General features: G+C 64.1%; 10 protein-coding genes. 9 read left to right on the top strand and 1 reads right to left on the bottom strand.

Features of this window, described 5'->3' with window-relative positions; all coding sequences use genetic code 11:
- Positions 1-612 precede the first annotated feature (612 nt).
- Positions 613-5139 (bottom strand): PDDEXK-like endonuclease domain-containing protein, encoded by a 4527-nt coding sequence (locus SP6_RS10140; RefSeq protein ID WP_042468924.1) that lies wholly within the window; start codon positions 5137-5139, stop codon positions 613-615.
- A gap of 185 nt (positions 5140-5324) precedes the next feature.
- Here SP6_RS10140 and SP6_RS10135 point away from each other — a divergent pair, with 185 nt between their 5' ends.
- The 9 genes from SP6_RS10135 (at position 5325) to SP6_RS10095 (ending at position 13433) form a co-directional block, all read left to right on the top strand.
- Positions 5325-5906 carry a TerD family protein gene (locus SP6_RS10135; RefSeq protein ID WP_007405797.1) on the top strand — a complete coding sequence of 194 codons (582 nt, stop codon included), beginning with the start codon at positions 5325-5327 and terminating at the stop codon, positions 5904-5906.
- 29 nt (positions 5907-5935) lie between these two features.
- On the top strand, positions 5936-7114 hold the full coding sequence (locus tag SP6_RS10130; protein ID WP_007405763.1) for a TerD family protein: 1179 nt from the start codon (positions 5936-5938) through the stop codon (positions 7112-7114).
- 37 nt (positions 7115-7151) lie between these two features.
- A complete protein-coding gene (locus SP6_RS10125) occupies positions 7152-8264 on the top strand; it encodes a DUF475 domain-containing protein (protein ID WP_007405778.1) in 1113 nt (370 codons plus the stop codon).
- A 26-nt stretch (positions 8265-8290) separates the two neighbouring features.
- Positions 8291-8869: a TerD family protein gene (locus tag SP6_RS10120; RefSeq protein WP_007405768.1), complete on the top strand. Its 579-nt coding sequence runs from the start codon at positions 8291-8293 to the stop codon at positions 8867-8869.
- A 27-nt stretch (positions 8870-8896) separates the two neighbouring features.
- Positions 8897-9472, top strand: a complete 576-nt coding sequence (locus SP6_RS10115; RefSeq protein ID WP_007405832.1) for a TerD family protein — start codon at positions 8897-8899, stop codon at positions 9470-9472.
- Positions 9473-9543: 71 nt separating this feature from the next.
- The gene (locus tag SP6_RS10110; protein ID WP_007405798.1) at positions 9544-10662 is read left to right on the top strand and encodes a phosphoribosyltransferase domain-containing protein; all 1119 of its coding nucleotides are present in this window, start codon (positions 9544-9546) and stop codon (positions 10660-10662) included.
- Entirely contained in the window at positions 10653-11411 is a 759-nt protein-coding gene (locus tag SP6_RS10105) for an HAD family hydrolase (RefSeq protein ID WP_232252397.1), read from the top strand. The genes SP6_RS10110 and SP6_RS10105 overlap by 10 nt, the downstream gene beginning before the upstream one ends.
- Positions 11401-12510, top strand: coding sequence for a cysteine protease StiP domain-containing protein (locus SP6_RS10100; RefSeq protein WP_007405767.1), 1110 nt, complete (start codon positions 11401-11403; stop codon positions 12508-12510). The genes SP6_RS10105 and SP6_RS10100 overlap by 11 nt, the downstream gene beginning before the upstream one ends.
- Positions 12510-13433 carry an HpcH/HpaI aldolase/citrate lyase family protein gene (locus SP6_RS10095; protein WP_233419823.1) on the top strand — a complete coding sequence of 308 codons (924 nt, stop codon included), beginning with the start codon at positions 12510-12512 and terminating at the stop codon, positions 13431-13433. Before SP6_RS10100 ends, SP6_RS10095 begins: the two co-directional genes overlap by 1 nt.
- Positions 13434-13439 lie beyond the last annotated feature (6 nt).

The raw sequence follows: 13439 nt of genomic DNA, 5'->3' as shown, positions 1-13439 counted from the left end.
TCGGCATCTGCCTGAACGAACGTCTGCTTTCGGGCGCTGGATGTGCTGGGATGAACGTCCGCAAGTGGGTCTCTGCTGCGGCTGACTGACGGAATGCGACGTACTGGCTGATGCCGTCGCGCTGGAATGCTGAGTCACCCACGCCTGGAATAGTGAGTCAGATCGAAGCGAACTGACGTCGACGGGAAGAGCGGCTCACGCGCGGGGCGTGGCGGCCTTCATGGGGCCTGAAACCACACTCGGATGCGAGACGCGATGGCATATCCAAATCGATAACCTTCGACCCAAGGCGGTCCATATCAAACCATCACAGCCAGATTATTTTGGGGGACGAGATGATGTCGCTAATCGCACCGTGTCCGCAAAAAGCGCAAATTTCTGCCGCTTTTGCCTTGACAATGGTGACCCCTACGGGAGGCGTTGATCCAGCGTAAAAAGCACGTATTTCTGCGGTTCTTATGGGTCGCTTGCCCATCGGTTTGTACACACGGTCTGTACCCGTGTGCAGCAGCTATTTGATCATGGCATCGGCCACCGTCAAGTGATGCAGACAGGTACCCGAACTGCTTTCTACTAAGCGCCGATACCAACCGACAGGCCGTGCGGCTCGGTTCAGACGATATCCTCTGCAACAAGCCACGCGTAAGGAACAGGGTCCGATTGTTCTGGCGTGCTGCGCCATCGGCGGTGCTCCGTAAAGCGGCTCGGCGGGGCGCCTTCCTCCCGTTGTGGCTCAATTCCGCGAGAATCCAGCAAAGCGATCAATTCGGCCATGACACCATCACGTTCGCGAACGAAGCGTGAGGCGAAGCAGCGCCACACCGTCCAACCCGCGCGCTCCAGCATGCGTTGGCGGGCCATGTCGTGCGGCCATTGATCGGGGCCGTGGTAACGGTCGCCGTCGCATTCGATCGCCAGTCGCCGGTCGTTCTCGCCTTCGACAACCAAGTCGATCCGCTTGGTACCCACCGGCACCTGCGTGTCGACGCGATAACCCCGTTCGACCAAAAGGTCGTACATTTCGATTTCGAATGGCGACTCGCATCTGGCCCGGCGATCGGCGACCATGGCAGTGTCGCCCGCAAAGGGCGCATGGAAATGTTCGATAAGGCTTCGGCGCAATTTGTCGGCCGGGCGCAAATCCTCCAACTCCACCGAGCGGACCAGCACCATCCGGTCGCGCGCCCGTGATGCGGCGACGTTGAAGCGCTGCTCATAGCCCAGGCCGGACAGGCCGCTGCTCTTCCCATCCGCGACCAGCGAGATGAACATGATGTCGCGCTCGTCGCCCTGAAAGGCTGCGGGCTCGCCGACGCGAATGTTGTGACGCAGCTGGACTTCGGAGCCCAGCACCTGCTCGATCGCTGTCATGATCGCGACGGCCTGTTCTTGGCCGAGCAACGTGGTCACGCCGATCGAGCGCTTGTGCATCGCCGGATCGTCGGCGATGCGACCGATGGCATCGACGATACAGTCGACCTCGGGCGGATTGACCTTCCCCCGGCGATAGCCGTCCTCGACCAGAATATCGATCAGCGGCGGATCAAGCCGCTCGGATGCCGATGGCAGGCGCAGCGGTACTAGCTGGTGGCTGTAGAATTGCGCTTTGGAGTATTCGATGATTGGCCCGACGCAGCGGAAATGTTCCTTGAGCAGGATCGCGCCACCAGCAAAGACGACCGTACCCAGGTCGTATAGCGACTTTTCCTCGCGTAGCGCCGATCGATAGTCTGCGACCTGTCCACCCAAATGGCGGTCGGCCAGTTGGTTCATCCGTGCCTCTTCACGGAAACCTGCATCCGGACTGACCTGCCGGTCATCGCCGACGATCAGGACTTGGCGGGCCCTTAGAAGGGCTGGAAGGGCGGCGACGGTCGATTGCGACGCTTCGTCGATGACCACCAGATCGAACAGGCCCAGTTCGGCGGGTAGCGATTCCGACACGCGGTAATGCGGCATGATCCAGCAGGGCAGGGCGTTCTTGGCGCGGTCAGCCGCGGCACGCGCATCGGCACGATAGCGACCCGCACGGATGCCGGTGCCGCGCCCCAGCTTTCGCATCGCTTGCGCATAGGAAGCGAGCGCCGTGCGAACCTGATCGCTGGCCTTCTCGGCTAGGCGGCACCAGGTGCGAAGTTCGATCGCCTCTTCATAGGCGCGGCGCAACAGGTCCTCCTGCTCGCCGCGTTCCTGCCCCAGCGCGCGCAGCCGATCATGCCGATCGACCCGGCGCAGCCAGGTGGAAAGCCTGCGTAGCGTCCAACGTTCCCGCCAGTCGCCGGGCGTCAGCGCGTCTTCAGTGCCCGTCACGGCTTCCCTGCGTAGTCGCTCCGCCCAACCGGGTGCGCCGTTTTCGGCGATCAGCGCGGTCAGATCGCGGATCGTCGCGAAGCTGGGGATCAATGCGCGCAGCACCGCCACCTCGCTCAGCGCCGCCTGCCACCGACGTTCGAGCAGATGAGCGTCGATGCCCTGCTGTCCGACCATGTCCTGCAGTATGGCAAATATTTCATCACCGATGGCGCCGCCAATGGTGCGCGCCAGAGTCACCAGTCGGTCGCGGTCCTGTTCGGCGGCGGATAGGCGGAATACCAGCAGATGCTGGTCGCACAGCATGATCAGCGCCTCGGTCGCGGCATCGTCGCCGATAAGCGGGCGTCGCCATCCGGGCAGGACTGTCCGAACGCCATCGGCCAATGCCCGCTCTTCGTGCGCCAGTGTGCGAAGGGCGGCGATGTGTGCAAGCTGCCGCCGCATGGCTTCGGCAGCGGCTGGCTCTTGCCCGGCCACCGGATCAACTCCGGCAAGCGGTCCCGCATGGTTCCACGCCGCCGCCAGCCGGATCGCCCGATCGCACAGCGCGAGATAGCGATGAACCTCGGCCCATTCGCTGGCATCACCGGGGGCGCGGCCTGAAAGCCGGACGGTGGCGACCTGCGTCTTGAGCTGTCGCGCGAACAGGCTCTGAAACAGGCCAAGATCCTCACCCGCCGCCAATCGACCAACGGTCTCGCGGAAAGCCGTATTGATGAGGGCATCATCGGGCAAAATGACCGGGCGGACTAGAAAGTGCCGCGCCTCGGCGGCAACCTGCGCGGCTTCCTCTGCCAATCCCTCGAGGGCGACCAGCGCGGGATCGTCGGCATCGGCTAACCAGCGGTCGCGCACGGTGGCCGACCAGGCAAAACCGCCCGCCATCGCCTGCCGCCGGAGGGTAAGCAGAGCCTCGGCCTGCGCGTGCAAGGTAGCGACGGCCTCGGCACCGATCTGACGTCCCAGTGCCTGATCGCCCCCGGTCCGTTCACCAAGCGCGCGGGCCTCGACCAGATCACGGTGTATCGCGCCAATCGCCGCCGCATCGGGCAGGTCGCCGGGCGGCGGTGGCTGGTCGAACAGCGCGATCCGTTCGCCCGCTTCCTTGCGTGCCGCGCGCAGCCGGATGAGGGCGGCATCGTCGAATTCGGGTTCGTGCGAGGCGATGATGTCGATCGCATCGGGCAGCCAATCCGCCAGTTCTCCCGCCGCAATTACCCGTCGTGCGGCATCGGCGGGTTCGATCGCGGCGCCGTCGATGGTCGCGCCGGTCATGGCCTGTCGACCGATATCCTCCACCTGCCGGTCGATGGTGGCAAGCTGGCGATGGATCGCTTCGATCCGGGCATCGAGCACCGCGATCTGCTGCGCCGTTTCGGTCGGGCGAGTGCGGTGCAGCCGGTCGGCAATGATGTCGACGGATTCTTGAAACTGCTTCAGTCCATCGCGATCGCTGTCGAGAAGGCTGACAGCAAGCGGGCGAACGGCGGCGGGCAGCTTGTCGCGCAGGACCTTCAGCGCGGGTGCCTTTTGCGAGGTGACGAGGACCCGTTTGCCGAGCGCCAGATAGTGACTGATGATATTGGCGATGGTGTGGGTTTTGCCGGTGCCCGGCGGCCCCTGCACGACCACCCCTGGCCGAGTAGCAAGACGCTGGATCACTTCCACCTGTTCGCGATTGAACGGCATGGGGAAGAACAGGTCATGGCCCGATCCGTCCGACGATGTGACGCCCGGCACCGTCGAGACGCCGCGATAGCTGGGATAGGCCTCCGTCGTCGCGCTGTCGGCGGGAGGTTGCAACAGGACACGGACGGCGGGAGGCAACGCCTCCGGATCGTCGATCGCGACTAGGGCGTCCTTGAACCGGCGCAGGTCGTCCATCAACTGCGTCGCCTGCCGCGTGCGTTCGATCAGGACCCAGCCGCCATCGACCTGCAGCGTCTCGCCGCTCGGTGGGTAGCGTTCGCCCAGATCGGGCAGATAATGCCCGTCGGGATCGAGCAGTGCGACCGCCCGGCGTAGCGGCGGTGCAAAGCTCTCCGCATCGAAAGGCGATAGGCCTTCGCCCTCCATCGCGTCGAGATAGCGCTGGGTGCCGGCCTGCCACTCGTCGACCGAGGGCGCATCGAGCGCATCGAGCGGAGCTGTCTCGATCCCCGGTGGGGCTTCGCTACGCGGGCGAATGTCGATGCGGTGCGTGACCTCGTCGAGCGTAAGTTCGACAGGGACGGTGAGCAGCGGGTGATGCAGCCGCCCGAATGGCCGGGACCAGCGCGCGACGCCGATGCCCCATACTAGTTCGACCGGCTGCTCCGACCCGCCGTCCAGCGTCTGACGAAGCGCGAAAAGGCTGTTGTACAGGTCGATCGCTTGGCGGCGGGGCCGTTCCTCCAGCGCCCAGGCGGACCAGATCTCGCGTTTGTAACCCTCGAGTGCCGCGTTCAATCGCGCAGCTTCAGGGTGATCGATCAGCGCCAGGCCGGACGTTTCGATCCCGTCGCGTAGCGCGTCATCGAGCATCTCTCTAGGCAGTTCGCGGCGCAGACTTGGTACCTGCGCGACATCGTCGCGCAGGTCGATCCAGCGTCGCAATTCTGGGTCGCTTGGCACCGGTGGAGGGCGGCGGACAAGGCGGTCGACACTCAACCAGCGATGATCGTCGCCGTCGCGCACGTTGACGAGGACGCCGGGAAGAAGGATGATATCCTCACCCGATCGCCGAAATGCACGATAGTCCGCCATGTCGCTGACCGTGCGCAATCGATCTCGTTCGGTTGCCTCGACATATTCGATCAGTGCCGTCAAGCGATCCCGCTCGATCATAAACCCCCGTCGCCTTTGCTCGATGTCATCCCACCTTCACACGCCAAGCATAGAAAGATGAAGGGGTATCGGTCATCTTTTTTGCACGGACCAAAATGGATGAAAAAATTCGGGCGGATGCGACCTTGACCTTGTGTCACTGTTCGCGCCACCATCTGGATATCTAACGGGGGCGACGATCGTATATGGTTAGCTTGCAAAAGGGACAGACGGTTTCGCTTGCGAAGTCCGATGGCGGCAGCCTGACCAAGGTTGCGATGGGATTGGGCTGGGATGTCCGCAAGGGTAAAGGGCTATTCGGTCTGTTCGGCGGCGGTGGCGGCGACATCGATCTCGATGCCTCGTGCCTGCTGTTCGATGGCAACCGCCGCATGGTCGATGAGGTCTGGTTCCGCCAATTGTCGAGCAAGGATGGCAGCATCGTCCATAGCGGCGATAATCGGACCGGTGCTGGCGACGGCGATGACGAGACGATCAATGTCGATCTGTCGCGCGTTCCATCTTCGGTCCAGACCTTGGTCTTCACGGTCAACAGCTTCCAGGGCGACAGCTTTGAGCGGATCGCCAATGCCTATTGCCGATTGGTCGACCTGACCACGGGACGCGAGATGGCGCGCTACGACCTGACGGGGGAGGGCAGCCACACCGGGCAGGTGATGGCCAAGCTGACCCGCAACGGTCAGAGTTGGGACATGAAGGCGTTGGGCGAGCGGACCATGGGGCGCACGTTCCACGACATGAGTTCCGCGATCAACGCTGTTCTCTGAGCTATCGTCCAGGCGGGGAATTGCGGGGCATGACCGAGCTTCAACAGGGCGGCAACACGCCTGTCACCGGCAGCAGGATGTCTGTCGGCTTTTCGTGGGCGATACCATCGGGGCGTGATGTCGAGGCGGATGCGTCTGCTTATCTGCTGACCGCAGGCGGTAAGGTCCGCGGCGATGCGGACATGGTGTTCTACAACCAGCCTGATGGTGCGGCTGGCGCGGTGCGCTTCGGGGATCGTACCGGACCACGCGGCGGCTTTACTGTCGATCTGGCGCAGTTGCCCGTCGAGCTGGAGCGCATTGTTTTCTGCGTGACGATCCACGAGGCGCAGGCCAAGGGGCAGACGTTGGCGCTGCTCGCCGATGCCGAAATCTCCGTGACCCCGGCGGGCGGCGGCGACACGATCCGCTATCGGCCGATGTTGGCTGGCGCGACGGAAGCGGCGATGGTGCTGGGTGAACTCTATCGGCGGGGTAGCCAGTGGAAGTTTCGCGCCGTGGGGCAGGGGTTCAATGGCGGCCTGGCACCCTTGGCGCGCTCCTTTGGGATCGAGGTGGCCGAGGACGCCGCTCCGCCGCCGGCGCCTCCGCCACCCCCACCGGCGCCGCCTGTTCGTTTGAGCAAGGTCACGCTCGACAAGCCGGGGCAGACGGTCAGCCTGGAGAAGAAGGGCAATCATTTCGGCGAGATCGTCGTCAACCTCAATTGGTCGCGCGGGCGCAAAGCGTTTTTCGGTGGCAGCACCGCGATTGATCTGGATTTGGGGTGCCTGTTTGAACTGACCAATGGTCGTAAGGGCGTGGTACAGGCGCTGGGACGGGCATTCGGTGGTTTTGATCAGGCCCCCTATATCGCCCTCTCTGGTGACGATCGCACGGGCGATGTCTCGCAGGGAGAAACGATGCGCATCAATGGCGCGCATTGGTCGGACCTGCGTCGCATCGTCGTCTTCGCCAATATCTATGACGGTGTCCCGAACTGGCAGCAGACCGACGGCGTGGTGACGGTCACCATGCCGGACCAGCCGCCGATCGAAGTCCGCATGACCGAGGGGCGCAATGACCGTCGTCTGTGCGGCATCGTCCTGATCGAGAATGACGGCGGGCGGCTGAAGGCGACGCGGATCGTCGAATATGTTCGCGACCAGCAGGTGCTCGACGAACGTTTCGACTGGGGCCTTCGCTGGGTCGCGGGCAGCAAGGATTAAGGCCGTCCCACCATGGTCGACGGCATACGGGGGAAGAATGTTTAAATATTTCAAAGGATCGTTCGTGTTCGCGGCGATCTGTCTCGCGATCGGGGCCTGGATCGGCTGGACGCTGACGCACGATATCGCAGGCACGCTCGGCATCTTGTGGATCGTATTGGTGCTCGGTGTCCTGGAGGTCTCGCTGTCGTTCGACAACGCGGTGGTCAACGCCACCGTGCTGCGCGACATGACGCCGGTTTGGCAGCGTCGCTTCCTGACCTGGGGCATCATCATCGCGGTGTTTGGGATGCGCATCCTGTTCCCGCTGGTCATCGTCGCGATCGCGGCACGCCTGGGGCCGATCGATGCGGTGGTGCTCGCTGCGACCGACCCTGTCGCCTATGAACGGATCATCACCGGCGCGCATGTCGGCATCTCGGGCTTCGGTGGCGCATTCCTGGCGATGGTCGGGCTGACCTTCTTCCTCGACGAGGAAAAGGATTCGCATTGGATTGGCCTGATCGAGCGGCCTTTTGCCGGTCTCTCGCGGATTTCGGGGCTGGCGATCGGCATCGTGCTGCTGGCGCTCTATAGCATCTCGCGCGCCATTCCTGCGGAGGAGGCGATGACCTTCCTGACCGCCGGGATTTTCGGCCTGCTCGCCTATATCGCGGTGCAGGCGGTAGGTGCGATCCTGGAGAAGGACGACGAGGAACCCACCTCGGGCAATGCGGCTGCGACGGTCGCGGTGGCCAAGTCTGGCTTGGCGGCGTTTCTATATCTCGAAGTGCTGGACGCCAGCTTTTCGTTCGACGGGGTGATCGGTGCGTTCGCACTATCGAACAACCTGTTCATCATCGCACTCGGGCTGGGTATCGGTGCCATGTTCGTCCGGTCGATGACGGTTATGCTGGTCGATAAGGGAACGCTGACCGAATATCGCTACCTGGAGCATGGTGCATTCTACGCCATCATCGCGCTGGCCGCGATCATGCTGATCTCGATCCGGGTCGAAGTGCCCGAAACCGTGACCGGCCTGATCGGCGCGGCGTTCATCGGCATGGCGTTGTTCGCATCGGTTCGCGCCAATCGGCGGGAAGGCGATGGCGATGTGGCGCTGGAGGATGCGGTGCCGGTCGCGCCGACCGGCGAACGCCTGTCCATCTGAACGATCAAGAGAGAGGAAGCACATTCATGTCAGTCAGTCTGGCCAAGGGCGGCAATGTCAGCCTGTCGAAAGAAGAACCCGGCCTCACCCATATCCTGATCGGTCTGGGCTGGGACACGCGGACCACGGACGGCACCGATTTTGACCTAGACGCCAGCGCCTTCCTGCTGGGTGCAGGCGATAAGGTTCGCGGGGATTCTGATTTCATCTTCTACAACAACCTGCGCTCGTCCGACGGCTCGGTCGAGCATACCGGCGACAACCGCACCGGCGAGGGTGATGGTGATGACGAGGCGCTGAAGGTCGAACTGGGCAAGGTGCCCGCCGATGTCCAGAAGATCGCGGTCAGCGTCACCATCCATGAGGGCGAGGCGCGGCGCCAAAGCTTCGGCATGGTGTCGAACGCGTTCATCCGCGTGGTCAACGATGTCACCGGTCGCGAGATCGCGCGTTATGACCTGTCCGAGGATGCCTCGACCGAGACGGCGATGATCTTCGGTGAGGTCTATCGCCATAATGGCGAGTGGAAATTCCGCGCTGTCGGCCAAGGTTTCAAGGGCGGCCTGGCTCCCATGGCCCGCAATTATGGCGTCAATGTCGGCTGATCGCCGACCTTATCGAGGATAGCAAAAATGGCAGTTTCTCTCTCCAAGGGCGGCAATGTCAGCCTTAGCAAGGAAGCACCAGGCCTGCGCGGCGTGCGTGTCGGCTTGGGCTGGGACACGCGCGTGACGGATGGCAGCGCGTTCGATCTCGATGCCAGCGTGTTCCTGCTGAACGAAGGTGGGCGGGTGCGCTCGGATGCCGATTTCGTATTCTACAACAACAAGAACGGCGCGAACGGCGCGGTCGTCCACCAGGGTGACAACCTGACCGGCGAGGGCAGCGGCGACGACGAAGTCGTGGTCGTCGGTCTCGATCAGCTTCCCGCCGACATCCAGAAGCTCAGCTTCGCGGTGACGATCCACGAAGCTGAGGGGCGCCGCCAGAATTTTGGCATGGTGTCCAACGCCTATATCCGGGTGGTTAACGCGGACGGCGGTACGGAGATCGCACGCTACGATCTGTCGGAAGACGCCTCGACCGAAACGGCGATGATCTTCGGCGATCTGTATCGCCACAATGGCGAGTGGAAGTTCAAGGCGATCGGCCAGGGCTTCGCCGGTGGTCTGGGGCCGCTCGCCCAGTCGCTGGGCGTCAATATCTGACGACGCGATCCCGCCGGGCAAACCGGCGGGATCGGCCTGTCGTGGTCGTTCATTCGGGACATTCTCACTTCATGTCGGCCGTGCCGGACCTCGCGCCTCCGCCCTATCGCATCGCTCTGCCGACCGGTCAGTTGACCATCCGCGTCGACCACAGCCGCTGGCCGTTGGACGCGCTTTGTGATTTTGCCGCGCGGGAGAACCCCAAGCGCGGCTATCTGGTCGTGTCGCGAGTGCTGGGGCGGCATCTGCCCGCGCGGCCCAGCGTCATGCGGCGCAGCGTTCGCGACCTGGCTTCCGCCATCCCCGCCGATATGCCCGGCCCGGTGCTGGTCATCGGACTGGCCGAGACGGCGGTTTGTCTGGGCCAGACGCTGCACGAGGAATGGCAGCGTCTGACCGGGCGCGAGGATGCCGGCTTCATCCATTCCACGCGACAAACGGTCGACGCACCGCTGCTGTGCCGGTTCGAGGAACCGCACAGCCACGCCTCGGCGCATCTGATCTATCGCCCGCAGTTCGATGCACTGGCCTGTCCCCGATCGCTGGTGATCGTCGATGACGAGATTTCGACCGGCACCACCCTTCGCAACCTTGCAGCCGCATTGATCGCCGAATGGCCGCAGGTTGAAAGGGTCGTTGTGGCGACGCTGACCGACTGGACGGCGGGTACGGAGCGTTGGAGCGCCATGCCGCGCCCAACCGAAGTAGTATCGCTGCTTCGCGGGCAATTGGACTGGACGCCTGCCACCGACCACCATTCCGATCCGGGATTCGAGGCGCGGGCGGGATCGCTCGGCACCATGCCGACACATATCAATTACGGCCGGTTGGGGCGGTCTGACTCGCCCAACATCCTGCCCGTCGAGCCGTTACCCGATGGTATAGAGCCGTTGCGGATCATCGGTACCGGCGAGTTTACCTATTTGCCCTTTCGCCTCGCCGAACGGCTGGAGGAAGCGGGACGCGACGTCGTGGTGCAGGCGACCAGCCGCAGCCCGGCGCGGATCGGCGGCGCGATGGTGACCAAGCTGTGTTTTGGCGACAATTACGACACCGGGGTCGCCAACTATCTCTACAATGCCGATCCGGCCGATGGGCGTGCGAATTGGATCTGTCATGAAACGCCGATAGCCAGTGTCGATCCGGCGCTGATCTCTGCGCTCGATGCTTCGGTACTGGGATGGCGATGACGATAGGGGCGATCGCGTTCGTCGATTTGGATGATACGCTGTTTCAGACGATCGGGAAATGTCCCGACGATGTGCCGGTGGATCGGTTGACGCCGCTGGGCTTCACTAGGGAGGGCGACCCGCTCAGCTATGCGACGCCCCGCCAGATGTCTTTCCTAACCTGGTTGGCTCAGACGACGCGTCTGATCCCGGTCACGGCACGGAGCCTGGATGCGCTGCGCCGGGTTCATATCCCCTTCGCCGCCGCGATCTGCGCGCATGGCGGGGTGATCCTCGATGATCATGGGCAGGTGGACGAGGAATGGGCCGCCCGCATCGCCGCCAGCGCCGCTGCGCATGTCGCTGAGCTGACCGGTTATGCCGACGCCATTGCAGCCGAGGCCGAGCATAGGGAGCAGGCGATCCGCGTTCGCGTCCTGACCGAAGACGATGTGCCGCTGTACGTGCTGGTCAAACATGCGACGGCGGACAGCGCGGCGCTGAACGAGGTGGTCGACGCCGCCGTACCGGGCCTGCCCGTCGGCTGGACCGATCACCGCAACGGCAACAATATCGCGCTGATGCCGCCCTATCTGGGCAAGCGGCATGCGGTCGAGCGGCTGCTGCCCCGGTTGCGGGCCGCGCATGGCGACCTGCCGGTTCTGGGCATCGGCGACAGCCTGACCGATGCGCCGTTCATGGCGGCCTGCGACTTCGCGATGATGCCGGTGGGATCGCAACTGGGCAAGCAGGTGCTGGGTGGCGGCTGATCCCGTCACCGTCCCTGTAGGAGCGCCATTCTCGGGCAGCTACGCGCCGGAAGACGTGACGTTCCTGCTCAAGCCGGTCGCGCTCGACGCGACGGACGTCTTGGAGAAGGAGGCGCTGATCCAGTCGGGCCGCCGCCATTACTCCGAGATGATCGCGCCCGAAGCCGTGCCCGGCGACGCCTATCTCTCGCTGTATGACGCGGCTTTGGCGCGTAATGGCGCGCGGCTGGCGCAGGATATCGCAAGCCTTGCCGCGCATCTGACGGCGCGACGTCCCGGACGGCCTGTGGTGATCGCCAGCCTCGCCCGTGCGGGCACGCCGATCGGGGTGTTGCTGACGCGGGTGCTGCGTGCCGCCGGGCATGGGGTGGATCACTATGCCATCAGCATCATTCGCGATCGCGGCATCGACCGGAACGCGCTGCGCCATATCGCCGATCGCCACGATCCGGCCGATATCGTCTTCGTCGACGGGTGGACGGGGAAGGGGGCCATCGCGCAGGAAATGCGTACCAGCCTTGCCGACCAGCCCTTCGGCTTCGCGCCGGTGCTGGCGGTCGTCGCCGATCCCGCCGGACAGGCGGACATCGCCGCGACCGATGATGACTATCTGATCGCCTCGGGCCTGCTCAACGGGATCGTCTCGGGGCTGGTCAGCCGGTCGATCCTGCGGGACGATCTGGTTGGCCCTGACGATTTCCATGCCTGCGTCTCCTATCCGCAGTTCGCCGCGGCCGATCGTTCGCAAGCGTTTGTCGATGCGCTGACGCCGTTGGCGCTACGGGCGCATGCCAGGGCTATAGACGGACATGCGGCACGGCGACCGGCGCTGCGTCAGGCATGCGAGGCGATGGTCACGCGTCTGCTCGAATTGGCGCATACCATTGACCGCAACCGGATCAAGCCCGGTATCGCCGAGGCGACCCGCGCCTTGTTGCGTCGTATGCCCGAACGGTTGCTGGTCCGCGATCGCGACGATCCCGATGTCGCACATCTGCTTCATCTGGCCGAACGCGGCGGCGTTCCCGTCTCGGGCCTTGGCGACGACAGCTGTTACCGCGCAGTCGCGATCATCCGCAGCCTGGGGAACGACTTATGATGTCGGCGATGACGCTGGGTGCGACGCTCTACATGCCATGTACCCGGCCCGATCTGTTCGAGCGGTTGTTCGGTCCGGTTGCCGTGCCAGGGCTGCGCTCGGCGGTACTGTGCTTGGAAGATGCGGTCCTCGATTCCGACATCCCGCTGGCGATGGCGCATCTGGCGGCGCTGCTGCGTCGGCTGGCGCAGCGAGACGCCGTACCAGGCGAGCCGATGATCTTCGTCCGGCCGCGCGATGGGGCAATGCTGGATCATATCCTCCGCCTGCCCGGCATCGAGCGGGTCCAGGGCTTCGTCCTGCCCAAGGCCCATGCCGACAACATGCCGGCCTATCTCTCGCTACCCTATGCGCCGGGGCATCGATTGATGCCGACACTGGAGACGCGGGAGGCACTCGACCCCTATGAGCTGCGTCGGCTGCGCGATCAGTTGCTAGCGGTGCAGGATCGCATTCTTGCGCTGCGTATCGGTGGCAATGATCTGCTGCAGACCATGGGGTTGCGCCGCGTGGCGGGGCGAACCGCCTATGACGGGCCGCTGAGCGCGGTGATCGGAATGCTGGTCAGCTGCTTTGCGCCATGGGGCTTTGCCCTCAGCGCGCCGGTGTTCGAGCGGTTCGGCGACACCTCGCTGCTCCGCGACGAAGTGCAGCGCGATGTCGAGCATGGCCTCTTCACCAAATCGGCGATCCATCCCAATCAGGTTCCGGTTATCCAGGCGGCGCTCGCGGTGCCGTCGCACCAATGGAGAGAGGCGCAGGCGATCCTGGCGCCGGATAGTGCAGCGGTGTTTGCCCATCATGGGGTCATGTGCGAACCATCGACCCATCGCGGCTGGGCCGAGCGGACCCTTGCCCGCGCCGATGCCTTCGGCGTGGCGGATCCCATGGCACACCCCGCGTCGATACCGCTGCGCGCATGAGGATAG

It is taken from the genome of Sphingomonas paucimobilis NBRC 13935 (assembly GCF_000739895.2).
Taxonomy (GTDB): domain Bacteria; phylum Pseudomonadota; class Alphaproteobacteria; order Sphingomonadales; family Sphingomonadaceae; genus Sphingomonas; species Sphingomonas paucimobilis.
The sequence above is the reverse complement of the archived record's forward strand: the minus strand, read 5'-3'. Positions and strand labels throughout refer to the sequence as shown.